The 25,875-nt window shown below is 29.4% G+C and carries 23 protein-coding genes and 1 pseudogene; 6 read left to right on the top strand and 18 right to left on the bottom strand.

The window, feature by feature from the left end; all coding sequences use genetic code 11:
• The first annotated feature begins 73 nt into the window (after positions 1-73).
• Positions 74-2,413 (top strand): ATP-binding cassette domain-containing protein, encoded by a 2,340-nt coding sequence (locus tag NNC19_RS06040; protein WP_310937728.1) that lies wholly within the window; start codon positions 74-76, stop codon positions 2,411-2,413.
• A gap of 52 nt (positions 2,414-2,465) precedes the next feature.
• Here the strand turns inward: NNC19_RS06040 and NNC19_RS06035 are convergent, their stop codons facing one another.
• From NNC19_RS06035 to NNC19_RS06025, 3 genes are all read right to left on the bottom strand, one after another.
• Positions 2,466-4,229 (bottom strand): ABC transporter ATP-binding protein, encoded by a 1,764-nt coding sequence (locus tag NNC19_RS06035; protein WP_310937727.1) that lies wholly within the window; start codon positions 4,227-4,229, stop codon positions 2,466-2,468.
• The gene (locus NNC19_RS06030) at positions 4,222-5,955 is read right to left on the bottom strand and encodes an ABC transporter ATP-binding protein (RefSeq protein WP_310937726.1); all 1,734 of its coding nucleotides are present in this window, start codon (positions 5,953-5,955) and stop codon (positions 4,222-4,224) included. The genes NNC19_RS06035 and NNC19_RS06030 overlap by 8 nt, the downstream gene beginning before the upstream one ends.
• A gap of 94 nt (positions 5,956-6,049) precedes the next feature.
• Positions 6,050-7,492: an FAD-dependent oxidoreductase gene (locus NNC19_RS06025; protein ID WP_310937725.1), complete on the bottom strand. Its 1,443-nt coding sequence runs from the start codon at positions 7,490-7,492 to the stop codon at positions 6,050-6,052.
• A gap of 154 nt (positions 7,493-7,646) precedes the next feature.
• Here NNC19_RS06025 and NNC19_RS06020 point away from each other — a divergent pair, with 154 nt between their 5' ends.
• Entirely contained in the window at positions 7,647-8,213 is a 567-nt protein-coding gene (locus tag NNC19_RS06020; RefSeq protein ID WP_310937724.1) for a DUF6512 family protein, read from the top strand.
• Positions 8,214-8,273: 60 nt separating this feature from the next.
• Here NNC19_RS06020 and NNC19_RS06015 read toward each other — a convergent pair whose 3' ends face one another.
• From NNC19_RS06015 to NNC19_RS06005, 3 genes are all read right to left on the bottom strand, one after another.
• A complete protein-coding gene (locus NNC19_RS06015) occupies positions 8,274-8,954 on the bottom strand; it encodes a LiaF transmembrane domain-containing protein (protein ID WP_310937723.1) in 681 nt (226 codons plus the stop codon).
• A 55-nt stretch (positions 8,955-9,009) separates the two neighbouring features.
• Positions 9,010-9,615 carry a hypothetical protein gene (locus NNC19_RS06010; RefSeq protein ID WP_310937722.1) on the bottom strand — a complete coding sequence of 202 codons (606 nt, stop codon included), beginning with the start codon at positions 9,613-9,615 and terminating at the stop codon, positions 9,010-9,012.
• Positions 9,616-9,829: 214 nt separating this feature from the next.
• A complete protein-coding gene (locus NNC19_RS06005; protein ID WP_310937721.1) occupies positions 9,830-10,027 on the bottom strand; it encodes a hypothetical protein in 198 nt (65 codons plus the stop codon).
• Positions 10,028-10,301: 274 nt separating this feature from the next.
• On the opposite strand from NNC19_RS06005, the gene NNC19_RS06000 reads away from it, so the two are divergent.
• Positions 10,302-10,478: a DUF6440 family protein gene (locus NNC19_RS06000; protein WP_310937720.1), complete on the top strand. Its 177-nt coding sequence runs from the start codon at positions 10,302-10,304 to the stop codon at positions 10,476-10,478.
• 72 nt (positions 10,479-10,550) lie between these two features.
• Here NNC19_RS06000 and NNC19_RS05995 read toward each other — a convergent pair whose 3' ends face one another.
• The 5 genes from NNC19_RS05995 to NNC19_RS05975 form a co-directional block, all read right to left on the bottom strand.
• A complete protein-coding gene (locus tag NNC19_RS05995) occupies positions 10,551-11,018 on the bottom strand; it encodes a glyoxalase superfamily protein (RefSeq protein ID WP_310937719.1) in 468 nt (155 codons plus the stop codon).
• Positions 11,019-11,226: 208 nt separating this feature from the next.
• Complete coding sequence (locus NNC19_RS05990) at positions 11,227-12,939, bottom strand: NADH-dependent [FeFe] hydrogenase, group A6 (protein WP_310937718.1); 1,713 nt, start codon at positions 12,937-12,939, stop codon at positions 11,227-11,229.
• A 9-nt stretch (positions 12,940-12,948) separates the two neighbouring features.
• Entirely contained in the window at positions 12,949-14,826 is a 1,878-nt protein-coding gene (locus tag NNC19_RS05985; RefSeq protein WP_310937717.1) for an NADH-ubiquinone oxidoreductase-F iron-sulfur binding region domain-containing protein, read from the bottom strand.
• The gene (gene nuoE / locus NNC19_RS05980) at positions 14,813-15,301 is read right to left on the bottom strand and encodes an NADH-quinone oxidoreductase subunit NuoE (RefSeq protein ID WP_310937716.1); all 489 of its coding nucleotides are present in this window, start codon (positions 15,299-15,301) and stop codon (positions 14,813-14,815) included. The genes NNC19_RS05985 and nuoE overlap by 14 nt, the downstream gene beginning before the upstream one ends.
• Before the next feature lie 136 nt (positions 15,302-15,437).
• Positions 15,438-16,373, bottom strand: coding sequence for a LysR family transcriptional regulator (locus tag NNC19_RS05975; protein ID WP_310937715.1), 936 nt, complete (start codon positions 16,371-16,373; stop codon positions 15,438-15,440).
• A 164-nt stretch (positions 16,374-16,537) separates the two neighbouring features.
• Between NNC19_RS05975 and ilvD the strand changes: the two genes are divergently transcribed.
• A complete protein-coding gene (gene ilvD, locus NNC19_RS05970; protein WP_310937714.1) occupies positions 16,538-18,232 on the top strand; it encodes a dihydroxy-acid dehydratase in 1,695 nt (564 codons plus the stop codon).
• Positions 18,233-18,266: 34 nt separating this feature from the next.
• On the opposite strand, the gene NNC19_RS05965 is transcribed toward ilvD, so the two are convergent.
• The 5 genes and pseudogenes from NNC19_RS05965 to NNC19_RS05945 form a co-directional block, all read right to left on the bottom strand.
• Positions 18,267-18,494 (bottom strand): hypothetical protein, encoded by a 228-nt coding sequence (locus NNC19_RS05965; protein WP_310937713.1) that lies wholly within the window; start codon positions 18,492-18,494, stop codon positions 18,267-18,269.
• Between the two features lie 76 nt (positions 18,495-18,570).
• Positions 18,571-19,335, bottom strand: a pseudogene (locus NNC19_RS05960) (ATP-binding cassette domain-containing protein); the annotation flags it as partial.
• Positions 19,336-20,031 carry a GTP-binding protein gene (locus tag NNC19_RS05955; RefSeq protein WP_310937711.1) on the bottom strand — a complete coding sequence of 232 codons (696 nt, stop codon included), beginning with the start codon at positions 20,029-20,031 and terminating at the stop codon, positions 19,336-19,338.
• Between the two features lie 91 nt (positions 20,032-20,122).
• Entirely contained in the window at positions 20,123-21,097 is a 975-nt protein-coding gene (locus NNC19_RS05950; RefSeq protein ID WP_310937710.1) for a polysaccharide deacetylase family protein, read from the bottom strand.
• Positions 21,098-21,137: 40 nt separating this feature from the next.
• On the bottom strand, positions 21,138-21,638 hold the full coding sequence (locus NNC19_RS05945; RefSeq protein ID WP_310937709.1) for an Imm6 family immunity protein: 501 nt from the start codon (positions 21,636-21,638) through the stop codon (positions 21,138-21,140).
• 314 nt (positions 21,639-21,952) lie between these two features.
• Between NNC19_RS05945 and NNC19_RS05940 the strand changes: the two genes are divergently transcribed.
• Entirely contained in the window at positions 21,953-23,506 is a 1,554-nt protein-coding gene (locus NNC19_RS05940; RefSeq protein ID WP_310937708.1) for a ClC family H(+)/Cl(-) exchange transporter, read from the top strand.
• A gap of 21 nt (positions 23,507-23,527) precedes the next feature.
• On the opposite strand, the gene NNC19_RS05935 is transcribed toward NNC19_RS05940, so the two are convergent.
• Both NNC19_RS05935 and NNC19_RS05930 read right to left on the bottom strand, forming a co-directional pair.
• Positions 23,528-24,376: a substrate-binding domain-containing protein gene (locus tag NNC19_RS05935; RefSeq protein ID WP_310937707.1), complete on the bottom strand. Its 849-nt coding sequence runs from the start codon at positions 24,374-24,376 to the stop codon at positions 23,528-23,530.
• A gap of 18 nt (positions 24,377-24,394) precedes the next feature.
• Complete coding sequence (locus NNC19_RS05930) at positions 24,395-24,589, bottom strand: hypothetical protein (RefSeq protein ID WP_310937706.1); 195 nt, start codon at positions 24,587-24,589, stop codon at positions 24,395-24,397.
• Positions 24,590-24,795: 206 nt separating this feature from the next.
• On the opposite strand from NNC19_RS05930, the gene NNC19_RS05925 reads away from it, so the two are divergent.
• A complete protein-coding gene (locus tag NNC19_RS05925) occupies positions 24,796-25,836 on the top strand; it encodes an ABC transporter substrate-binding protein (RefSeq protein WP_310937705.1) in 1,041 nt (346 codons plus the stop codon).
• The last annotated feature ends 39 nt before the right edge of the window (positions 25,837-25,875 follow it).

Raw genomic sequence — 25,875 nt, 5'->3', positions numbered from 1 at the left:
ACACTACATCTTACATTTAGTTTGCAATAACTTCATATACTATAATTGCATTAATAAAAAGGGAGAAGATAAAGTGCTCCAATTAAAAGATATTAAAAAAAGTTATACAACAGGAGATTTTACACAAGTTGCATTAAATAATGTTAGCCTAAACTTTAGAAAAAATGAATTCGTTGCAATCTTAGGTCTAAGTGGCTCTGGAAAAACCACTTGCTTAAATATAATAGGTGGTCTTGATAAATATGATAGTGGTGACTTAATTATTAATGATACATCAACAAAAGCATTTAAAGATTCAGATTGGGATGCTTATCGCAATAATAGTATAGGCTTTATTTTTCAAAGCTATAACTTAATTACTCATTTAAGCATTATAGATAATGTAGAAATTGGAATGGCTTTAAGTGGTGTTTCTGCCTCTAAGAAACATAAAAAAGCGCTAAAAGTTTTGGAGGAAGTTGGATTAAAGGACCATATACAAAAAAAACCAAATCAGCTTTCTGGAGGACAGATGCAAAGAGTTGCTATAGCTCGTGCTCTTGCAAATGACCCTGATATTATTTTAGCGGATGAACCAACAGGAGCCTTAGATACCACGACTAGTGAACAAATTATGGAACTTATTAAGAAAATCGCTCATGATAAACTAGTTATTATGGTTACTCACAATTCTGAACTTGCAGAAAATTATGCAGACCGTATAGTTAACTTTAAAGATGGTAATATAATCTCTGACTCTAATCCTTATAAAGATGCAAAAGTTGAAAAAAAATATTCACTAAAAAAGACTAGTATGAATTTTTTTACTGCGCTAAAATTATCCGGTAAAAATATATCAACTAAAAAATGTAGAACTGCTCTAACGGCCTTTGCTTCAAGCATTGGTTTAATTGCTATAGCTTTAATACTTAGCCTATCATCAGGGCTTCAGATTCAAATTGATAAATACCAAAAGAATGCTTTATCTGAATTCCCTATTACTATTTCTCGGACTGCTATTAATACTAATGAGGAAAGCATCCAAAAAATGCCTGGAGAAATGATGAATAAAAAAAAAGATACCATTCCTGCTAATGAATCTAATAAATTACATCTTTTTAATCCTATAAAAAACTTATTAAGTCATACAAATATTATTACAGAGGATTATATTAAGTATATTAATAATATAAATCCTAAAATTCTAAACAGTATTGGATATGCTAGAATGACTGGCATGAACATACTTCGTAAAAAAAAGGGAGTAATATCACAAGTCTCCTTACCTGTTGGTATAAATAGAGAAAATGCTAACAGTGAATCTATGGGATTATCAACTTATCCTGAGCCACTAGATCCTTCATCTACATCATACTTAGAAAAAAATTATGATCTTCTTGCAGGAAAATTTCCTGAAAATGAAACAAATTTAATGATAGTTGTAGATTCTCAAAATCGTATAAATTTATCTACTCTAAAAAATCTCGGATTTAGTATAAATAATGTTGAAAATATTGATTTTAACAATATAGTTGGTACAGAATTTAAACTTATTACTAATAATGACTTTTATGTTAAAACTGAAATGGATACCTTTCTTCCAAATACTGATTATAATGCAATGTATAATTCAAAAAATAGTATTACTTTAAAAATCTCTGGAGTAGTTAGATTAAAAGAAGATGTTCCTTATGGAATTCTAGGTAATGGAGTTACTTATAGTGACAAACTTGTTCAACGAGTAATAGATTCTGCTAAAAATTCTGAAATTGTAAAGGCACAACGTGATTCAAAATACAATGTTATTACTATGGAAAATTTAGATTCTGGAGCTAAAGCTAATTTACTATCACATCTAGGTGGAGAATCTGTTCCATATATGATTTATTTATATCCTACAAACTTTCAATCTAAAGATGCTGTCTTAAAATATCTTGATGAATATAATCAAGGAAAATCTAAAGAAAACTCAATAATTTATACTGACCTTGCAAGTTCTATTACCAAACTAACTGAAGGAATAATGAATGCTATAACTTTAGTTCTTATTACTTTTACTGCAATTTCTCTTGTAGTTTCATTGATTATGATTGGAATTATAACCTATATTTCTGTTTTAGAAAGAACTAAAGAAATAGGGGTTTTACGTGCATTAGGCGCAAGAAAAAAAGATATTACTCGTGTATTTAATGCTGAAACCTTTATTATTGGTGCATCATCTGGTATCTTAAGCATAGTTGTAGCATACTTGATTACTATTCCTGTAAATAAAATACTAGAGAATTTAACTACTCTTGCAAATGTTGCTAAGCTTAATCCACTTCATGCCATTGGATTAATTATACTTAGTGTGTCACTTACATTACTTGGAGGTTTAATTCCTTCAAAAATGGCAGCAAAAAAAGATCCTGTTGAAGCCTTAAGAACAGAATAAATGATAAAAGAGCTATAATTAATGAATTTTCCATTAATTATAACTCTCTATATTAATTTTCTATAGAATCAGCAAATTGACTATTATATAAGTTTTCATAGAATCCCTTCATTTTCATTAGTTCTTCATGGGTTCCTTGCTCTATTATGTTTCCATCATTTATTACAAGAATCAAATCAGCACTGCGTATAGTTGAAAGTCTATGAGCGATTACAAAGCTTGTTCTACCCTTCATAACATTTTTCATGGCCTTTTGTAGTAATAATTCTAACCTTGTATCAACTGAACTTGTAGCTTCATCTAGTATTAATATGGCTGGATCTGAAATTATAGCCCTTGCTATTGTAAGTAGTTGCTTCTCTCCTTGAGATATATTTGATGCTTCTTCATTTAAAAACATATTATATCCATCAGGCAAAGTTTTTATAAAATGATGTACATTTGCTATTTTTGCAGCTTCTATAATCTCTTCCTTACTAACTCCAAATCTACCATACTCTATATTTTCAAAAATAGTTCCATTAAATAGCCAAGTATCTTGTAGAACCATTCCAAATAAGGCACGTAAATCTTCACGTTTCATATCTTGTGTATCTACACCATCTATTTTTATAGCTCCACCTTGAATTTCGTAAAATCGCATAAGCAAATTAATAAGTGTAGTTTTCCCTGCTCCTGTTGGTCCAACTATAGCTACCATCTGTCCACTCTTTACCTCTGCATTTAAATCATGAATCAATGTTTTATCTTCACTATAGCCAAACTTCACATGTTCAAAAGTAACATTTCCCTTTGGGTTATCTAGCTTAGAAGAATTTTCTTTATCTAAAGATTGCTCTTCTTCTTCAAGTATTTCAAAAACACGTTCAACTGCAGCAAAGGCTGATTGAATTGCTGATGAAAGTTGTGTCACCTGTGTAAGTGGTTGATTTATTTGCCATATATAACGAATAAACGCTTGTAAATTACCTACTGTTATACCTCCACTTATGGATTTTATTGCTCCAACCATACCAATAACTGCTATTCCAAGATAACAAACTAATGAAACTAGTGGAGACATAGTACCAGAAATAAATTGAGCTTTGAATCCTGAGTTTGTTAGTTCTTCATTTATAAATTTAAACTCTTTAATAGCATCTTCTTCTTTTCCATAAAGTTTTATTTCATTAAAACCAGTGTACATCTCTTGAACTTTTCCATTAAGTTCACCTAAAGCTTTTTGTTGTCTATAGAAAAGATTTTGAGATATTTTCACTATAAATCTAGATATAATTATACTTATTGGAATAATCAATGTAGCTAAAAGAGCCATTTCTAAATTTATACTATACATCATAGCTAAAGCTAAAATAACTGAAAGTATTGCATTTAGAACCTGATTAAAACTTTGTTGAAGAGCATTTGATATAGTATCAACATCATTGGTTATACGACTTAATACATCTCCATAACTATTTTTATCAAAATAACTAACTGGCAGTCTTCTTATTTTATCCTGAAGAGCATTCCTCAAATCTTTCATAGTATTTTGAATTGCATTGGTAATTAGAAAACTTGTTAAATAAGTTGATAAAGTACTTCCAATATATATAAAGGCTAGTAGGATTAATATTTTAAATATGTAATGAAAATTTACTGGCAGACCTGAAAATACATCTTCCGTAAGACGTGTTATAATAAGTCCTTCTACTCTTGGGGATAAAGCATTAAATATAGCTGCTGATATTATACAGATTATAGCACCAATGAATGGCCACTTATATGGTTTTACAAATGGAGAAATTTTATTTATTGTATTTTTTAATTTATGCATTTCTTAATTCCTCCTCTGTAAGCTGAGATGCTGCTATCTCTTTGTAAATTTCGCAACTCTTTAATAATTCTTTATGTGTTCCAGTGCCAACTATTTCACCTTCATTTAACACTATTATTTTATCCGCATTAAGTATTGAACCTATCCTTTGAGCCACTATTAAAACTATAGATTCCGTTGTTACTTCCTTTAATCTTCCTCTAAGGATTGCATCTGTCTTAAAATCTAATGCAGAAAAACTATCATCAAAAATATAAATTTCTGGTTTTCTAACTATTGCTCTAGCTATGGACAACCTTTGCTTTTGTCCTCCTGATACATTTGAGCCACCTTCACTTATCTCTTCATCAAACTTTCCAGGTTTACGTGAAATAAAATCATAAGCTTGAGATATCTTAGCTGAATGTTTTACCTCTTCATATGTAGCATTTCTTTTGCCAAATTTTATATTAGTAGATATACTTCCTTTAAATAGTAATGTCCGCTGTGGAATAAATCCCATTCTTTTTCTTAAAACTTTTAAATCATATTCTCTTATATCTATTCCATCTATTTTTATACTACCTTCAGTAACATCATAAAATCTTGGGACTAAATTGATTAATGTACTTTTCCCACTTCCAGTACTTCCTATAAATGCGATAGTTTCTCCTTTTTTTGCTTTAAATGAAATATCCTTTAAAGTTGATTCTTCTCCATTTGGATATTTAAATGTCACATGATCAAATTCAATTGTTTCTATTCTTTTAGCTTCCTTAATTCCATTCTTAGGATTTTTTATTAGTGGATGTTCATTTAATATTTCCCCTATTCTATTTGCAGAAACCTGTGCTTTTGGATACATAACAAACACAGTTGAAAATAACATTATAGAAAACATAGCATGAAATAAGTATTCTATAAAAGCAACTAATTGTCCAACTTGGAGATTTCCTGCATTTATCATATTACTTGAAATCCAAAAAATAGCCAAAATAGCTATGTTAAGAAGCAAGAAGAAGCTTGGTTGTGAAATAGCCATAAGTTTAAATAGCTTCTTAGATACATCTGCATAGTCACCATTTGTTTTAGCAAATCTCTCTTTTTCATATTTATCATTTCCAAAAGCCCTTATAACTCTAATTCCAGTTAGATTTTCTCTAGAAATTCTATTTAGTTTATCTAACCTCTTTTGCTGTGTTTCTGATAATGGATGTGATATTTTAGCTATTACAATTACACTTACTATAATAAAAGGTATAGTCACAGCTAATACCACTGTTAATGGCAAGCTTGTTTTAACTATCATAATTAAACTTATAATAAACATTAATGGAGTTATTAATGCCATTCTAAGAAGTGTGTTCATAAATTGTAAAAGCTGAAAAGCATCATTTGTTGTTCTTGTTATCATAGAAGATATTCCAAATTTATTATATTCACTATGAGAAAATCCTTGAACTTTAGTGAATATATCATTTCTAATATCTCTAGTTACATTTGTTGAGATTTTTGCTGAGCAATATCCTAAAAGAATTGTTCCTAGTGAACCAAGAATTGATATTGCAATTATTATAATTCCCATTCTTTTGATATACACTATATCTTTATTAGCTATTCCTCTATCAATAACCTTTGCCATAATAGTTGGTATTCCTAGTTCAACCAGTGCAAAACCAAATATTGAAAATACATTAAAGATAGCCAATAACTTATACTTTTTTATGTACTTTAAAATTAACTTCATTCCTTCTCTCCTATTCTAAATTTATGCTCTATCTATTATAAACTTAAGTCTATTATTTTCCAAGAAAAAAGTCGTACTTTGTACGACTTTTTCTCTATTTATCATTCTCTATATTATGAATACTTGGTCCTTCAATCCAATTGCCATTATAATCATATCTTGATCCATGACAAGGGCACTCCCAAGTTAAATCATCTGCATTCCATTGAAGTTGACAACCTAAATGGGAACACTTTGTAGACACCATATGATATTTTTCTTCAGAATCTCTATATACACCAACCTTCCTACCTTCATACTCAACTATATCTGCTTCTCCCACTTTAATATGTCTTCTATTCTCAAGTGGAATATAAATCTTTTGCATAGTAAAGTTTTTTACTGTCTCTGCTCCATCCTTAACCAATTGGTTAATATATGCTGAAAAATCAAATCTATGAGGAGAAAATATATGACTAAGTTCATTTTCTTTACCAAGAATCATATCTGAGATTATTTGTGCTGATACCATAGAACTTGTCATTCCCCACTTATTAAATCCTGTTGCAACATAAAGATTAGGTGTATTTGATGCATATTGACCAATATAAGGTATTCCATCTGGAGTAATACAATCTTGTGCAGCCCAATGATATACTTCTTTAGCATCAGGGAAAAGTTCCCAAGCTTTTTTTCTAATCTTTGCATAAGCTCCTCCATTTTTATTTTCACCAGTTCTTACAGAACCTCCACCAATTAACAATAGATTTTCATAATTTCTAAAAGAGAATCCCTTTTCATTTAAATCTATATACATACCATTTACATTGCTTGCATTTTCTAATGCTATTACATAACTTCTTTCTTGGTGCATCCTTAAAAAATAATAACCAGGTGCATTAATAAATGGATAATGTGTTGCTACAACTATATGATTAGCTTTAATTTTTCCTTTGTCAGTTGTCACCACATCATCTTTAATCTCTTGAGCCATTGTATTTTCATAAATATCTAAATCATTTGAAATAGCCTTTAAGAATTTTAATGGATTAAATTGTGCTTGATTTTCAAACATTAAAGCCTCATTTACTTCAAATGGTAAGTCAGTTTCATAAACTATTTTAGCTTTAATTCCAGCCTTTAATGCTGCATCAAGTTCTTTTTGTAACCTATCATCTTTTTCAAAAGAATATATGTAAGCATCCTTTTCTTCAAAATTGCAATCTATATAATTTTTTTCAATAATTTCTTTATATTTTTTTATAGCAGCCTCATTAGCCTCTGCATATTGTTTAGCTCTATCTTCTCCATATTCTTTTATTATTTTATCATAAATCAAATCGTGCTGAGAAGTTATCTTTGCAGTGGTATTTTTAGTATTGCCACTACATATTTTTTTAGCATCTATTATCATAGCATTAATTCCTTGTTCTTTTAATAAATACCCAGTAAGAAGCCCTACAATCCCAGCTCCAATTATTAATACATCTGTTTCTATATCTTTATCTAATGAATTTCTTTTTTCAAATTTACAGCTTTCATTCCACACTGAATTCATGATATCACCTCAATTCTATTGTTTCTCAATTAAGGGTTTTTTATTTATCCAAATGTGCATATTATATATAAAACACTAAATATTTGATTATTAATAGTCAAAATTTAAAACTTCTTCATATATTTTAATAAGAAGTTTTTTAAGGAGTGGTAACTTGAATCATAAATTTTTCAATAACGATACAAAAGCTATAAAAAACATAATATTATTAGGAATCCTTTTTATATTTTTAATGGCTTGCTTGTTTCATTTTTTATATGTTGCTACAGGCAAAACTTTAATTTCTGCTGTTCTTTTTCCTACTAATGAAAGTATTTTTGAACATCTAAAGTTATTGCTTTACCCAACCATAGTTTATTGGTTAATTGCATATATTGTATCTTCTAAAGATTATAATATTGACTCTTGCAAATGGTTAATTTGTTGTATAACATCATCTATTTTGAGCATTATATTTGTATTATCATGGCATTATATTTTGAAAGGAGCCTTTAATTTTTCCTCAACAATTACTGATATCTTATCAGTTTTAATTGCAACTACAGTTGGTCAGCTTGTTTCACTACATATATATAAGTATCTTAAATGCACTAAAGTTAAATTATTAATATCTATTTTAGTTCTAGTATGTATAATTATTTTATTTACTTATTTAACATTTAAACCTATTGAACTTCCATTATTTCTAGATTCAACTACTGGATTATATGGAATTAAGTAGAAACAAAAATGCTAATAAGAGATTTTTCCTCTTATTAGCATTTTTATAACTCATAATTTTTTACTTAATATCTACTCCACCAAAAATGCAAGTAGCATTTATATATATTACTGGACAACTATCCAAATTATTTTGAAGTGTTCTATTACTTATACTACCAAATCCAAATATAGGTGTACTAGATACTTTAACATTAACATTTGATGGTACAAAAATATCTACCTTACCCATTATTGATGTTACATTAATCTTTATATTTTCTTCTATAATGGAACTTCTTAAATCTAATTGTATATTCCCAAATACTGCTGAAATTGCTCCTCCTCTTATAACTTCATTAGAAGGTCTTACTTCATGATTAGAACAAACTGAAGATAAAGATAAATATCCATCTTTCCCAACGTTATTTTCTTTTATGTCTATTTTAGAATTATTCTTAAAAATTATACTAAGTCCTATTAGTATTAATATTCCTGGGAAAATTAATTTTCTAATAAAATAACCTAATAAAAATCCATTTGCATCAATAAATAGAAGAATTCCTATAATAAGTCCTATTAAATTTCTAGTTTTAACACCATTCTTTACCATAGAAATAATAGAAGGAATTATTATAAATAAAGTCCACCATCCATGAAAGAACAATCTAAAGTCCCATAAATGAAATATATTTCCTATAAGTCCAATTCCCACAGCTATAAATGCTAATCCCCACAAAGAATCACCTAATTTTTCTCGCATAATCCCACCTCCATATCCATTTTATTACATATGAATAGTTTATGACAATAGTTTATTATAAATGCTCAACTTTAAATATATCTTTCTTTGTAGTTATTTTTATCCCCAATTCTCTATTTAAAGTTTCTAAACTTCTTACATCATTAATATCTTTAACTCTTTTTCTTGATACCAGTCTCTCAACTTCTTTTATTATATCCTTTTTCTCTTCTTCAGTTAACTTTGTACCTTTTAATAAGGAGAAGTTTATATACTTTAATGTAGTTAATATTTGCTCATTTGAAATTCTTTCTAAATCCATCAAAACCCAAGTAAAATCTTTTCTTCTCATTTTTATTGGATAAGCTTCATGGAAGAAGTCAAGAAAATGATTTCCTTCATTTAGATCTTTTTCAAATACATATTTCCCTATTTGCTTTTTAAGCTCATTCTTTAAAAACATTGCAGTATTTGGTTTTATTGAAGCTTTCATTTCATTTATTTTTTCAAATACAAAATCATATACACTTTGCATTTGATCATAATCAGTTTCTTCTTTTTTCTTCAATACCTTTAGCAAATCTATGTACTCTAACACATTCTTCTTTGTTGTCAATTCTTTGTTATATAATTTTTCCCAAACTTCTTCTCCATTTAATCCTTGTAAGTTTATCTCTTCCATTTTTCTACCTCGTTTAAATTTATTTTCTTATAAAGTATATCAATATTTATAGTTATTATAAATATTTTTTCATTAACTAATCTAGATTCTTTTTATTTTGGACCTGTTTTAAACCAATATTGAATAAATTAACAAAATAAAAGTGGACACTTAATTTGTCCACTTTTAGTTCATATCACCAGATATAAAATAAGCTTTACTTAACAATTACTTACTATTTACCAATACTTTGAGTTCCGTCTATCATACCTTCCATAAATCCACTTACAAAATCAGGTATTGCTACAGCTATACACACTAAAATTACTAAAACTCCTAACCATTTTATAAGGTTTTTCTTTTCTGTATTTTTACTAAAACGAATAATTAGAATACCAATTATTATTCCTACAATTGTAATTATGCCTTTCATTTAATTTTCAACTCCTCAAATACTTAATCTATTATGTAAATTATACCACTAGTTGTATTTTATTCAATAACTTAAGTTTATATCCTTATGTAAATATTTCCCAAGAAATGTTTTATGATTTGACTTTTTAAATTTTTAGAAATTTATATTGTTACGAAAATTTAATGTTAATATTTAGTATTAGTTGAATTAATGTTTATATAATTGAATATACAAATAATAGATATTTATTAAGTTTTAAATTAAAACATACTATGATATTGGGGGTGAATTTATGGTAAAGGAAAAAAGATTTGAAACTGTATATACACAGGGGGCTTTAGAATCATGTAGGATAATTATTGATAAAAAAACTGGCATAAACTATTTATATATTAGTAATGGTGCCTCTGGTGGATTAACTGTATTGTTAGATTCAGAAGGCAGACCTGTTATCACAAAAGAAAACTAGTTACTTAAGGTAAAGAAATTCGTTAAATGATACTTCTTTACCTTAATCAAATCTATCTTGTATATTTTTAATTTATTCTATGCAGGACTTAACATAATCAACTGGTACATCCATTCTTTTTGCTGTTTCCTCAATGGATAACCCACTATTTAAAAATCTTCTAACAACTATAACTATATTTTCTCCAACCTCAATTATATGCATATCAGGATCATAGAAACGAATAACACGTTGTCCCCATGAATGTTCTATTATAGGATGAAGGTATTCTACATCCTTTTTGCTACTAATTTTATTAATAAACTCATCAAAATTATCTTCTTCAAAATATAATTCTCCTGTATTACTATCAAAATGGATGTCATCATCTTGTTTATTAATAAAGCCTATCCAACTATCTTTTGTTTGTAAACAAATTCCACCTGTTAAAGTTACATTTGCACCAAAATCAACTATAACCTCTAATCCAAGTACATCCTTATAGAATTTCTTTGATTTTTCCATATCTGAAACTGCTATAAGTGGACTCATAAACTTCACAATATCACCCCTTTTAAAAATTAATAATAAACCTTCACTAAATCTATCTTTAATAATTTTACTACTTTTATTATAATTTCACTACCTATTATTAACTTCATTTAAATCTTCTGCCAAAGGAAATTTATTGTAAAACTTTTCAATTAGGCTATCATCTTTACTAATTATTAAAGTAAGTGAGCTATCTCAAGCCCTCCATTTTCATCTATCAATTGTTTCCATACTTAGTATGAAGTATTTCATGAGCTACTCTGCTATTAGGCTTACCTAAATACTCCTCATAAACCTCTTTAATCTCAGGATTTTCATGGCACTTTCTTATTTCAGTATTCTCATCTATCTCATGTACTGACTTCATCCTCTTCTCAATCTTTATCCTATCTGATTGAATATAAGGCTGTCCACCTCCATTTATACATCCTCCTGGACATGCCATTACTTCAATGAAATCGTAAGTTTTTTCTCCATTAATAACACTCTCTATAATCTTCTGAGCATTTTTAAGCGAACTTACTGCTGCTACCTTTAATTCCTTGTCTTCTATCTTTATTGTGGCTTCTTTTATCCCTTTAAGACCCCTTATTTCTAAAAAATCAAGTTTTTCAAGAGGTTTTCCACTTAACTTTTCATAAGCTGTTCTAAGGGCAGCCTCCATAACGCCTCCACTAGACCCAAATAACATTCCAGCCCCAGAGCTTTTACCTAATGGACTATCAAATTCACTTTCATCTAAGTCAAGTATATCAATAGAGTACTTCCTTATAAGTTTAGCTAATTCTCTTGTAGTAATTACTACATCCACATCATCTTTCATCTCTTCTCTTTCTGCTTCATATTTCTTAGCTGTACAAGGCATTACAGATGAAATTATTAAGTTTTCAGTATCTATTTGCAATTTTTGAGGAAGATATGCTTTTGCTATTGCTCCAAACATCTGTTGTGGAGATTTACAGCTTGAAAGTAAATTTGTATATTTAGTATATTTTGTTTCTACTAACCTAACCCAAGCTGGACAACAACTTGTAAACATAGGTAAATTTTCTTTGCATTTTATTCTTTCTATAAGCTCCTCCGCCTCTTCCATTATAGTTAAGTCTGCTCCAAAATTAGTATCAAATACTTTATTAAAACCTAAATACCTTAATGCAGTTACTATTTTTTTTGTTGTTAGCACTTCTTTTGTAACTCCAAACTCTTCACATAAGGCTATCCTAACTGATGGAGCAATCTGTACAGCCACATATTTATTCTTGTCTTTTAAATAGTTTTCTAAATTGTTATAATCCATTCTTTCTGTTAAGGCCCCTGTTGGACATACTGCAACACATTGGCCACAATAAGTACATTCACTTTTATCCAGAAGTTTTTCATTAAAGGTTGATATAAAACTGTTAAATCCTCTTTCTGCTGGAGTTAAAATATTTACATTTTGTACTTCTGAACATGCTGTTACACATCTTCTGCATAATATACATTTCTCTTCATCACGAATTACTGGAGTGCTTCTATCAAGTTTTCTTCTTATCTCTTCACCTTTTATTTTTACACCCTTAATACCATAAAAACTGGCTATCTTTTGAAGCTCACAATTAAGATTTTTAGCACAATTTAAGCAATCATTTGGATGATTAGATAAAAGTAATTTTATAATTGTTTTTCTTGCATTAACTGCTTTTTCTGAATTTGTGAATATGTTCATTCCTTCCTTTATTTGAAATGAACATGCAGGTTTTAAGTCCTTATAACCTTCTATTTCAACCATACAAACTCTACAAGTTCCTTTGCAATTTATAGATTCACCATCACTCATATTCATATAACAAAGGGTTGGAATATTTATATGGATTATTTTTGCTGCATCCAGAATAGTTGCCCCTTCTGGAGCTGTAACACTTATTCCATTTATATTTACTTTAACCATAAACCCCTCCTATTTAGATACAACAGCTTTAATTGGACAAACTGAGTAACATGCACCACATTTAATACACTTTGATTTATCTATTTCATGTTTGCTTTTAACTTTTCCATGGATACAGGAAACTGGACAAGCTCTAGCACACTTTGTACATCCTATACATTTATCTGAAATCTCATAAACTACAAGCTTTCTACAAGCTCTGCTCCTGCACTTTTTCTCTACAACATGTTCCAAATATTCATCACCAAAATATCTTAAAGAACTTAATACAGGGTTAGTAGCTGATTCACCAAGTCCACAAAGAGAAGTTGATTTTATTACTTCTGATAACTCTTTTAGTTTAACTAAATCTTCCTCTGTTCCTTGTCCTAAAGTAATCTTTTCTAAAATCTCTAAAACCCTCTTGTTCCCTATCCTGCATGGGGTACATTTACCACAGGATTCATCTACAGTAAACTCCATATAATACTTTGATATATCAACCATGCAGTTATCTTCATCCATTACAATCATTCCACCAGATCCCATCATAGAACCAATGGATTTTAAACTATCATATTCTATAGAAATATCTATAAGCTCCTTTGGAATACATCCACCAGATGGGCCACCTGTTTGTACAGCTTTTAAAGCTTTACCATCCTTTACCCCTCCACCTATATCTTCAATTATCTCTCTTAAACTTATTCCCATTGGCACCTCAACAAGTCCAACATTTTCAATCTTACCAGCTAAAGCAAATACCTTTGTGCCTGTACTTTTATGAGTTCCTATAGAACTATACCAATTAGCTCCTTTATTTATTATTGGATTTATGTTGGCAAAGGTTTCAACATTATTAACACAAGTTGGTTTATCCCAAAGTCCATGCTCTGCTGTCCTTGGAGGCTTCATTGTAGGTTCACCCCGAAGTCCTTCAATAGAATGAATTAGAGCAGTAGCTTCCCCACAAACAAAGGCCCCAGCACCATATCTTATCTCTATGTCAAAACTAAAGCTTGTTCCTAAAATACTTGCACCAAGTAATCCTTTTTCTCTAGCTTCACTTATAGCTATCTTCAATCTATTAACTGCCAAAGGATATTCTGCCCTTATATAAATATATCCTTGATTAGAACCAATGGCATATCCACAAATAGCCATAGCTTCTAAGACTGAATGAGGGTCTCCTTCTAATATTGCCCTGTCCATAAATGCTCCTGGGTCCCCTTCATCAGCATTACAAATTACATATTTAACTGGATCAGAATACTTAGCTGCTGCTTCCCACTTTCTACCTGTTGGAAAACCTCCTCCACCTCTTCCTCGAAGTCCTGACTCTTTTACTATTTCTACTACTTCTTCTTTAGTTTTAGATGTTAATACCTTTCCCAAAGCTGTATATGAGCCGCTTCCAATTGCTTCTTCTATGGATTCAGAGTCAATTATTCCACAATTTCTTAGAGCAATTCTGCTTTGCTTTTTATAAAAAGGGATATCTTCTTTTTTTTGAATCTTTTTATTTGTTTTCAAATCACTATAAAGCAATCTATCTATAACTTTATTTTTAATTATATGCTCATCTATTATTTCAGATACATCCTCTTCATTTACTTTTATATAAAATGTGTTATCTGGCATGATATTTATAATTGGACCTTGTGCACAAAAGCCAAAACAGCCTGTCATTATTACCTTTACTTTATCTTGTAAACCTCTTAACTTAATTTCTTTTTCCAAGGCTTTTTTAATCACATCTGATGTGGAAGCCTTACAACCTGTCCCTCCACAAATTAATATATGTTTTTCTTGCACTTTCACTTTGTTTGGATTATTTCTAATTTCTAATTTCTTACTGAAGTTTTTCTCTAATTCTAATAATTTATCAAAATCCTTAATTCTTCCCATGATGAGCCTCACTATAATCTATTATTATTTTATCAACATCTTCTTTCTTAAACTTTCCATATAACTTATCTCCAACACTAACTACAGGTGCTAGTCCACAAGCACCAACACACCTTAAAGTATTAAGTGTAAATTTCCCATCAGCTGTTGTTTCTCCTGGACTTATTTTTAGTTTCTTTTTGAATTCTTCAAGTATTTCATCTGCTCCCCTAACAAAACATGCTGTACCTGTACAAACACTTATAACATGTTCACCCTTTGGTTCAGTTGAAAAATAAGAATAAAATGATATTACTCCATATATTTTTGCTTTTGGTATGTGCATGGCTTTAGCTATATATTCTTGAACTTCTTCATCAATATAGCCATAAATTTCTTGAGCATAATGCAAAACTTCAATTAAAGCGCCTTCTTTTACTTTCAGGTTTTTAATATAATCTTCTAAAGGTTTGAATCTACTACAAGGTTCTCCCATATTCCCCCCTATATAAAATCTTTTTTCATAATTTAGAATATGTTTTTGATTTGCAGAATATTATAATTTTTAATAATAAAAAACTATAGATATGTAAATTACATCTATAGTCTTCTAACAAGTGTACATCATTCTTCTACAAATTAATTAAATCTAAAAATTGCTTTTGCAAAAGTTCAATAAACTCTTTCATATATCTAGGCAGATATATATTTTTATTATATATTAATTCAATATTATCAACTTGATTCATACCTTCTATTTGAAAATACTTTAACTTATTATTACTAAACTGTGTTTCATTCAATAATTGAATGCGTTTTAACATTATTTCATTACAAAAACATGCTCCACAATTTTTTGCTGTTAATAGTATTTGAGTATCTGTATCACTGATAGTAAGTGCATGCTTTAAATTTAACCCTCTGTCATCGAGAAAATGCTTAACTGTCCTATAAAGACGACTTATATCAGGGCTAAATATAAATGGAACAGTAGAAAACTCATGAAGAGCCACCTCACCTATAGAATTATTACTATTTATAAAATACTCATTCATTAAGTTAGTTGATATTACTAAATATATTTTCGCATCCATTAAATGAATTTTTTCTAATTCATTTGATGGTTTCACATTCACTCCTAGAAACATATCAATACTTCCATCTAAAAGTTTCTTTTCCAAATTATCTGACTCATCATGAATAACAGTAAGAGAAACATTAGGAAACCTTCTTTGATACTCAACTAATAAATCAGGCATAATAATTTTTGCTCTAGTTGAATGCATACCTACACGAATTTGTCCACGATTACCTTCTTTTGATTCTAAAAGTTCTGATTTCATTATATTCTCAATACTTTTCATCTGTTGAAGTCTGTGAACCATAATTTCTCCAGCCTTTGTTAAGGATAATTGTGGCTTTCTATGAAATAACTTAACACCATGTTCTTGTTCTAACCTTTTAATTTGATCACTAAAGGCTTGTTGTGTAATAAAAACTTTTCTTGCTGCCTGACTAAAACTTTTTTCTTCTGCTGCTATCAAAAAATATTCCCAACTACTTTTCATATAATCTTCACCTCAAATTATCTCTAAAACTCCTTATAAAGTAATTATAATTCTAACATGAATTCTTATACAATATTTTTCTTGTGTATATATGTATTTTTAATTGTTTTACATGATTCTTTACAATATTTATACTGTGATTATAAACTTAAGGAGGTCAATATATGAAGCAAGATAATGAATTTGATCAGATAAAAGACACTAAATATAGAAGTAGTATTCTAACAAATGGACTAGAAAGAACTGGTCAACGTGCACTTTTATATTCAGTTGGACTAGATGAGGAGGATATGAAAAAACCATTAATTGCAGTTGTAAGTTCTTTTAATGAAATTGTAGCTGGACATATTCATATGCATGAGTTAGCTGACTATGTAAAGCAAGGAATTCGTGATGCTGGTGGTGTCCCAAGAGAATTAGAAACCATAGCTATTTGTGATGGTTTATGTCAAGGTCATTCTGGTATGCGCTATCCCCTTCCAAGCCGTGAACTAATTGCAGACTCTATTGAAATGATGGTAGAATCTCATCAGTTTGATGCTATGGTACTTATTCCTGGATGTGATAAGATTGTGCCAGGAATGGTTATGGCTGCAGCTCGTTTAGATATTCCCACCATTGTTGTTACAAGTGGACCTATGCTTCCAGGTAATTTTAAAGGTAATAATAATTTCTGTTCAAGTGAACTTCGTGAATATTCAGGACAAGTCCAAGTTGGAAAAATGACTTTAGAAGAACTTCATGCTGCTGAAAGAGCAGCCTTACCAACAGCTGGTACATGTGCCCATATGGGAACTGCTAATTCCATGGCTTGTATAGTTGAAGCATTAGGACTTACTTTGCCTGGTTGTGGCAGCTCTGCTGCTGTTTCTAATAATAAACGTCTTCTTGCAAAACAATCTGGTCGTAGAATCGTAAAAATGCTAGAAGAAGAATTAACTGCAAGAAAAATAATTACAAGAGAAGCTTTATTGAATGCTATTTCCGCAACAATGGCTACTGGTGCATCTAGTAATGCAGTATTACATCTAATGGCTATAGCCAAAGAGGCTGAAGTTGAGTTATCACTAAATGATTTTGATGATTTAAGCAGAAAAGTTCCTTTTATCTGTAATCTACAGCCATCTGGAAAATACCCCCTTGTTGCCCTTGATTCTTGTGGTGGTGTCTCTGCTGTATTAAAAGCCATAGAAAATAAATTAGAAGCAAATCACTTAACTGTAACTGGACAAACTATTATAGAAAATATTAAAAGCACTCCTTTAGTGGAAAATGATATTTTATATCCTCTATCTGCTCCTAAGAATAAAGAAGGTGGACTTGCTGTTCTTTATGGAAATTTAGCTCCTAAAGGTGCTGTAGTAAAACAATCTGGTGTTAAAAAAAGTATGCATTACTTTAAAGGAATTGCAAAAGTATTTAACTCTATGGAAGAAGCTAATGAAGCTGTTAGAAGTGATCTAATTAAAAAAGGTGATGTTTTAGTAATTAGATATGAAGGACCTAAAGGTGGTCCTGGTATGCGTGAAATGCTTATGACAACTGCTATGATCATGGGACGTGGACTTGGAGAAAGCTGTGCTCTTATCACAGATGGTCGTTTCTCTGGAGCAACACACGGTCCATGTATTGGCCATATTTCGCCTGAAGCTGCTGCAGGAGGCATTATTGCATTTGTAGAAGATGGTGATTCAATTATTATTGATATTCCTAATCGTTCTCTTATACTTGAAGTGTCTGAAGAAGAACTTTCAAAACGTAAAAAGAATTGGAAACCTATTGAAAAGCCATTAAAACCAGCTTTAGCAAAATATGCTTCAAGAGTTTCATCAGCTGATACAGGCGCTGTAATGTTTTAAAATTAATTAAGGGGAGTAATAATGCTCCCCTTAATTAATTTAATAATGTAAAAAGTTCTTGAACAATACTCTTAGCTCTACTTGGTAATTTATCTACAGCTTTTTTTCTTTTTTTCTCATCACTAATTTTTACTATATTCATTACCTCTTGTTGAAGTCCTGGCATACTATTAAGCTCAGCTACAAGAGCATTAAACCTTTGAGCAAAAACTGGATCTTTCATTCTTGATTGAATTTTCATTATTAGCTCATAGCCGTTCATTAACTTAAAGCCTCCTAATAGCTTATCTTTTTATACTTTATACTATTCCCTTTAAGCTAAAAGGTTCAACTCATTCCTATATTTCAACACAAAAATCTATATGTTCACCACTTCTTAATTTATTTCTAATTTCCATCATCTTTAAATCAATTTTATAAAGCACCTCTAAATTTTCTCTTTCTCTCTCACTTGTTTCAATTATAGAGGCTATTCCACCATTTTTTATAACAACTCTTTTATCCGCCATTAACGCTAAAATAGGATCATGAGTAGACATAAGTACTATCTTATCATTTTTAATAAGAAGGTCTAATGCTTTTCTTCTATCTACTCCTGCATTTTCTATTTCATCTATTAATACAATTGGAGAAGCACTAAGCAGTGCAGTATCAGCTATCATTAAAGCTCTAGACTGTCCTCCACTAAGCTGTGTTACTGGCACATCTAACGAAAAAGCTTCTCCTGCTAATTCATTTGCACATTTTATGATATTTCCAACTAATTCCCTTGGCTCTTCTATCATTCTACTTTCAGCATGCATAAAAATAAAATCTTCAACTGAAAGGTCCATTACAAAATTCATGTTTTGAGAAAGTTGTGCTACTAGTTTATTTTCAATGGAGAATCTACTTTCTTCCTCTGGCTCATTTCCATCTACAAGAATTTTTCTACCCGTTTGAGTATCTCTTTGGGCTAGACATTCTATATCAGCAAGTAATCTACTTTTACCTGAACCTGTAGGTCCAACAATTGATATAACTTCTCCTGGAAGAAGAGTTAAATTAACATTTTCATCTACTCCACTTTTATTATGTCCACCTAAAATAGTTATAGATTTCATTTATTCATTCTCCTTCCAATCCATCTTTTTAACATATCCCCTTTGATATTCTTCACCTATTTTTCTTTCTCCTAAACAGTAAGAACATGTTCCATTAGGTAAAGTAAATCTTAGACTATTTCCTTCTAATGTATCTACATCATTAGCTTTCTTAAAGAAAACACCTAAATCATAAGAACCTTGACCTGTTATTCCATTTATAAAAGTAATTTTAGCCCTAGGATTACTCTTTCTTACCTTAAAAGCAAAAACTTCACGCTCTGCTTGAGATACTATATCTCCCTTTGTTACAACTACTATGTCTGCCATTCTAAGCATTGGTCCAATTTTCTCTGGAGTATTAACCCCTGATAAATTATCTATAACACATATTCCAAGGACATCTTTAATATGTGGAGAACATCTGTTACAAAGTCCTGCACTTTCACTTATTAAAATATCTATATTATTGCTCTTAGCCCACTTAACTCCATCATCTATATTACTTATGAAAAAATGATCTGGACATAATCCAGCTGATAAACCCACTTTAACTTTAACACCTAATTTTTTATATATTTCATCATCTCTAGTTGAAAGACAATCAAATTTTATTATTCCTATTTTTAGACCTTCTTCTATTAGTCTTTCTATTGTTTTTATAATTATAGATGTCTTTCCTGATGAAGGTGGACCTGATACTGTAATTAACTTCATATCTTTTCCTCCTAATATATTTCATTCTCTAACATTGTATCATAAAAAACAATCATTATCTGTAACACAAGTTACAAATGTGAATAGTCTATTATTTTATTGTTCTAAATTCAAATCCCTTTTCTCTAAAAATATTTATTATTCCTTGTAATGACTTAACTGTTTCCTCTTTTCCATAAGTATCATGCATCAAAAATACAACATTATCTACATTAGCTCCTAAACTTGCTAGATTTATTTTAGTGACTTCAATTAATTCTTTAGCGTTTTTATTAGTCTTTCCTTGAGCATCTTCTGATAAAGTATTCCAATCTATAATGTCATAACCTTTCTGATCAATAATAGATCTTACATTAATTCTTCCTCCCCATGACCAATATCCACCCGGAAATCTAATTACCCTTGTTGAAAAATCTTTGCCTAATGCATGCTTTAAAGTATCATTACACTTTTCAATATCTGACATAAAATTATCTACATTTATTATTCCATTTGGATATAAATAACCATAATCATGAGAATAAGTATGATTTCCTATCGCATGTCCTTCTTCTACAGTTCTCTTTAATATGGCTTTTGCTTCTTGGGAGCCATCTAAATTTCTTCCAAATATCATGAATGTTGCCTTTATTCCATTTAATTTTAATATATCTAAAACTTTAGGAGTGTTTGTTGTGGAAGGTCCATCATCAAAAGTTAGGTATACAACTTTTTTTCCATCTGACCTAACAGGAAATTTTATTTCTTCTTTAAGTAGTTTTTCTGTAGTATTACCTACTATAATTGCATCATCTGCATTTGAATCCTTCTCTAATGGAAGATATCCACTATTATCTAAAGATTTTCTTTTTTCATTATTGGTTATTCCTGAATCATCTTTTTTTTCATTCTCTTCCACTAAATTTTCTTCATTTATATTAATTTTATCTGATTCTTTATTAAGCTTTACCTTTACTATAAATCCCAAACCAATAGTTGATAATATTATTAATATACTTAAAATAAGTTTCTTTCTAACAGTTCTTTTATTCTCTATCAATCTCTGGCATCTAGTCATTCTCTCCATGTCATACATCTCCATATATACAAGTATCTATGCTTTACTATTATTTAATTCTTTTAAGAACCTCATTTCTCCATTCTTCTTTAAAATCTAATTCATTTTCACTTAGAAATACATCTAATTTTTTAATATACTCTTCTCCATTTTCAATACAATTATTAAAACAATCCATAAAACCTTCTATTATACTATCATCAACCGAATCAATTGGTTCTGGAAAATGTGTTTCCATATCATATTCATAAGCCTTACGACAGGTATAAGCAACTGCATAAATAATACAATCCCAAGCACTTCTTTCTTTTCCATCTTCAAAAAATTCTTGTATCACAGTCATTCCACTATCCTCATGATATAATAATTTATAAAAATATTCTCCTGAATGCTTTCTATGATTTACCCATTTCCAACAAGAATCTAAAACATCCATGGCAACATAATGCTCTCTTCTTTCAGATAATAATGGGACTATTTTCTCTGATAATCCTAAAAAATAAATTACTTTATAATCATCTATGAATTTTCCAAAATTTATATTCATCATAACACTCACCTAACCATCAACCTATTTGAAATATTCGAAGCTTATATTATTTAATATGTACCTTTTAATACACAAATTATGCATTTTCTACACTTAAAGAATAACTTTAAGTCCAGGCACAATTTATGGAGCAATTAATTCCCTCCTTACAAAAGGCTAGATTAGTTTATATATTGAAGATAAATAAATTTCATAAAAATTAAAGAGCATACGTTATCATCTTCCCAAATAAAGGGCTATAAGAATCTGGTGGTTAAATACAAGTTTTTTATAATTACATATTTAGCTATATAATAGATACCGAGGTGAAAATTATGGTAAACAATTTTGACATCATTACTAATGGTAATACTAGTAAATTAAAACTAGTATTAAAGGCTTTATTAGTAGGTGTTATGACTTCTTTTGTAGCAATACTTTACAGATTTGCTCTTAGCTATGCTGAAGAGTTATCACTATTCTTCTATAGTTTTGAAAAAAATCATAAATGGACTATTCCTTTGGGATTCATATTTTTAGCTTTAATAGGATGGATAGTAGGAAAAATAGTTGAAAAAGAGCCCTTTTCTGGAGGCAGTGGTATCCCTCAAGTAAAAGGCATTATGGGAGGATATTTAACTAATAGACCAATTTCCTCTATAGTTTATAAATTCTTAGGTGGAGTTTTAGCTATTGTTTCAGGATTATCTCTTGGTAGAGAGGGTCCTTCAGTTCAATTAGGAGCTTGTACTGGAGATTTTGTTAGCAAAAAATTTAAAAGTACTAGACTAGAAAGAAGATTACTTATGAGCAGTGGTGCTAGTGCTGGTCTTGCTGCTGCCTTTAATGCCCCTTTATCAGGAGTTCTATTTTCTTTAGAAGAAATTTATAAATATTTTTCTCCCCTTGTACTATTATCAACAATAACCGCTGCTGTTGCATCTGACTTTATTGCTAAAGAGTTTTTTGGACTACAGCCAGTTTTCAAATTTGGCAAGACAACTCCAATTCCTTTAAGCAATTATTGGTTGCTTATAATACTTGGTATCATATTAGGCTTAGGTGGAGCTTTTTATAATTGGATCACATTAAAATGTCAATATATTTATGGAAAAATTAAATTAAATATGCCAATAAAAATGATTTTCCCATTTATTATTGCTGGTATACTAGGATTAATATTTCCAGTTGTTTTATGTGGTGGACATGTTGTAATTAACAATTTAACATTAAATTCTACTTTAGGATTACTTGTGCTAATTTTAATATTAAAATTTTTATTTTCTATAATTAGTTTTGGTTCTGGAGCTCCAGGAGGTATATTCTTCCCTCTTCTCATAATAGGAGGAGTCATTGGAGCCATTTTTGGATACATAGTGATTAATTATTTTGGAGTTAGTGCTGAATTTTTTAACAATTTTATCATTATATCTATGGCTGGATACTTTACAGCCATAGTAAGAGCACCTATTACAGGAATTATTTTAATTACAGAAATGACAAGTTCATTGCAACATTTACTATCACTAACAATAGTTTCTATAATTGCTTATATTGTAGCTGAAGCTTTGAGAAGTAAGCCTATATATGATTCTTTGTTAGAATCTCTTTTAAAGAAAAATAATATCAATAATTATCATAAAAATAGTGAAAAGAAAATAGTTATAGCAACACTAATCCATTTTGGTTCACAAGCTGATAATAAAACAGTCAAAGATATTGATTTACCACAAAATGCCCTAATAATATCTGTAAAAAGAGGACAATCTTCCTTAGTTCCTAATGGAAATACTATTTTAAAAGCTGGTGATGAGCTATTAACTATGACTGATTTGTCTAATGAATGGAAAGTTCGTGAATCATTAGATGTACTTGCAACTGTAGAGTAACTAAAAAAACTATTGGTTAGCTTAGCCAATAGTTTTTTTATATTCAATATAAGGCATTTCAATTGTGTTTCCTGTTTCATTGTATGCATAGTTTACCCCATAAAGAGGATCTCTATTAGAAACTAAATTCATTCCAACAGCATAAATGGTATTAGCTAATTCATTAGAATCTTGAAAAACAGTACCGCTCATAAACCCTTTATCAACTAATTCTCTAGTTGCTGGTGTTCCATCTATCCCAACTAATGTTATATATTTTGATGGATTACCTTTGTTATATCCATATTTCTGTAATATTTCAACAGTACTCATAGACATAGAATCATCATTTGTAATTATAGCTTCAATTTTATCTCCGAATCTCATAAATACGTTTTGAATAGTAGATATATCACAAGATTTATTTAAAATACAAATTTTTGATGCTAGTTCTTGTGTTTTTATCCCTGCATTGTTAAGTGTCAAAATAGTATATTTCATATCATTAAGTGCTGATAGATCTTTATTTTTATTTATAAGCATAATATATTGAAGCATCTTATCATTATTTTTATCAATATAATTTCTATTGTTATTCCATTCATTTATAAGTATTTTGCCTTCTATAATACTTGCTTGTATATAATCATTATCTATTATAATTAATTTATTGTAAGATTTTAAAGTTGGTTTTATAGTGGATGGTTCTATATTAAATAAAATTAATGGCTTATTAATTTGTTTAACTTTATTAATGGTGTATTCAACTAAATTTCCATTCTTATCATGCAGATTTACTAAAAAAATATCATATCCACCATTAACTAAACCATCTATATTTCTCTCTTGTGTATTTACATTATCTTTTCCATCAAAGAAAGTAAATTTCACTGCATTTTCATTTTTACTTTAAATATCTTCTAAACTTTGCTTAACCTGAGCTAGGTAGTTGTTATTAAGATTAGAAATTGCTACCCCAATATTAACCACTTTTCTATTATCTTTATCTAAATCTACTTTAGCATAGATATTATCCTTAATAATATTCATCATTGTAGCAGGTATCATTATAAGGATTAAAATTATCATTATTTTTTTAGTCATCCTTTTCCCTCCCACAGCTATAAATAAAGTTTTAAAGCAACTTCTAATGAATAAAAGGAGTTGCTAGTGCAAACTCTATTTATATAAAATACTCAACAGTTTATTATGTCTCATTTATATTAAAGTTATAAATGAGAGTAAAAATAATTTTATTGAAGGAAGGGGGAAACGTTGTTGTTTTATTAAATCTGTACAACGTAAGAAAAATGAAAATTCAAAAAAACTTTATAAGTATAATTTTATTAGTAATGCTGATATTTACTCTAACACTTAAAACTATAAGTGTAGCAAGCATAGAAGTTTTATCGAATGGTAATAATAACTTTCCTAGTCAAGTTAAAATTGGATATATGCCTTCGCCTAATGAAGAATTGTTGGCAAAAGCTAATGGTACTATTGAAAAAAAATTCTCCAAAACTAAAGTCATTTGGAAAAAATTCAATACAGGTAGGGAGATGATTACAGCTTTAACTGCTGGTTTAATAGATATAGGAACCATTGGAACTCCGCCAGCTGCACTTGGAATAGCAAATGATTTGCCTTTTAAAATTTATTTTCTTCATGATATTATAGGAGAAAGTGAAGCACTTGTGGTGAAAAACGATTCTGGAATAAATTCTATTGATGATTTAAAGGGCAAAAAGATAGCAACTACCTTTAATTCAACTTCAGATTATAGTTTAATAAAAGCATTACAAATAAATAAAGTTAACCTAAGTGATGTAAAACTTATGGATATGGAAATGCCTGATATTATTAAAGCATGGGAAAATAATAGTATAGATGGAGCTTATGTATGGGAACCAACTAAATCAAAATTACTATCAAATGGTGGTAAGATTATTATTACTTCTGCTATCCTAGCTAATGAAGGTGCAATTACAGGAGAAGTAGGAATTGTACATAATGATTTTGCAAGAAAATATCCAAACTTTCTTAAGGAATATATTTCTGTATTAAATGATTCTGTTCATCAATATAAACAAAATCAACAAGAATCAGCTGAGTCTCTTTCTAAAGAGTTAGGAATACCATTAGATGAAACACTTAAGGTTATGAATGAAATAATGGTACTTGATACAAAGGCCCAAACTAATTCAAAATATATTGGAACAAAAGATACCACAGGTGGATTAGCTAAAATATTAAAAGATACTGGTGATTATTTAGTAACTCATAATGCAATAAATTCTTCTCCTAGTTTATCTATTTATCAAGAAGCAATATTAAACAATTTATATGATTAACTCTAAAAAAATGAGCTGCCAACTAAGACAGCTCATTTT

This window comes from Clostridium sp. SHJSY1 (genome assembly GCF_031626875.1).
GTDB lineage: Bacteria > Bacillota > Clostridia > Clostridiales > Clostridiaceae > Clostridium.
This window is presented reverse-complemented; position numbering and strand designations above follow the sequence as displayed.

Excerpts from the sequence above, each read along its gene's own strand:
- NNC19_RS06035 (WP_310937727.1), bottom strand. The coding sequence starts at position 4,229 with ATGCATAAATTAAAAAATACAATAAATAAAATTTCTCCATTTGTAAAA.
- NNC19_RS06030 (WP_310937726.1), bottom strand. The coding sequence starts at position 5,955 with ATGAAGTTAATTTTAAAGTACATAAAAAAGTATAAGTTATTGGCTATC.
- NNC19_RS06025 (WP_310937725.1), bottom strand. The coding sequence starts at position 7,492 with ATGAATTCAGTGTGGAATGAAAGCTGTAAATTTGAAAAAAGAAATTCA.
- NNC19_RS06015 (WP_310937723.1), bottom strand. The coding sequence starts at position 8,954 with ATGCGAGAAAAATTAGGTGATTCTTTGTGGGGATTAGCATTTATAGCT.
- NNC19_RS06010 (WP_310937722.1), bottom strand. The coding sequence starts at position 9,615 with ATGGAAGAGATAAACTTACAAGGATTAAATGGAGAAGAAGTTTGGGAA.
- NNC19_RS06005 (WP_310937721.1), bottom strand. The coding sequence starts at position 10,027 with ATGAAAGGCATAATTACAATTGTAGGAATAATAATTGGTATTCTAATT.
- NNC19_RS06000 (WP_310937720.1), top strand. The coding sequence starts at position 10,302 with ATGGTAAAGGAAAAAAGATTTGAAACTGTATATACACAGGGGGCTTTA.
- NNC19_RS05990 (WP_310937718.1), bottom strand. The coding sequence starts at position 12,939 with ATGGTTAAAGTAAATATAAATGGAATAAGTGTTACAGCTCCAGAAGGG.
- NNC19_RS05985 (WP_310937717.1), bottom strand. The coding sequence starts at position 14,826 with ATGGGAAGAATTAAGGATTTTGATAAATTATTAGAATTAGAGAAAAAC.
- nuoE (WP_310937716.1), bottom strand. The coding sequence starts at position 15,301 with ATGGGAGAACCTTGTAGTAGATTCAAACCTTTAGAAGATTATATTAAA.
- NNC19_RS05975 (WP_310937715.1), bottom strand. The coding sequence starts at position 16,373 with ATGAAAAGTAGTTGGGAATATTTTTTGATAGCAGCAGAAGAAAAAAGT.
- ilvD (WP_310937714.1), top strand. The coding sequence starts at position 16,538 with ATGAAGCAAGATAATGAATTTGATCAGATAAAAGACACTAAATATAGA.
- NNC19_RS05965 (WP_310937713.1), bottom strand. The coding sequence starts at position 18,494 with ATGAACGGCTATGAGCTAATAATGAAAATTCAATCAAGAATGAAAGAT.
- NNC19_RS05955 (WP_310937711.1), bottom strand. The coding sequence starts at position 20,031 with ATGAAGTTAATTACAGTATCAGGTCCACCTTCATCAGGAAAGACATCT.
- NNC19_RS05950 (WP_310937710.1), bottom strand. The coding sequence starts at position 21,097 with ATGGAGAGAATGACTAGATGCCAGAGATTGATAGAGAATAAAAGAACT.
- NNC19_RS05945 (WP_310937709.1), bottom strand. The coding sequence starts at position 21,638 with ATGATGAATATAAATTTTGGAAAATTCATAGATGATTATAAAGTAATT.
- NNC19_RS05940 (WP_310937708.1), top strand. The coding sequence starts at position 21,953 with ATGGTAAACAATTTTGACATCATTACTAATGGTAATACTAGTAAATTA.
- NNC19_RS05930 (WP_310937706.1), bottom strand. The coding sequence starts at position 24,589 with ATGACTAAAAAAATAATGATAATTTTAATCCTTATAATGATACCTGCT.
- NNC19_RS05925 (WP_310937705.1), top strand. The coding sequence starts at position 24,796 with ATGAAAATTCAAAAAAACTTTATAAGTATAATTTTATTAGTAATGCTG.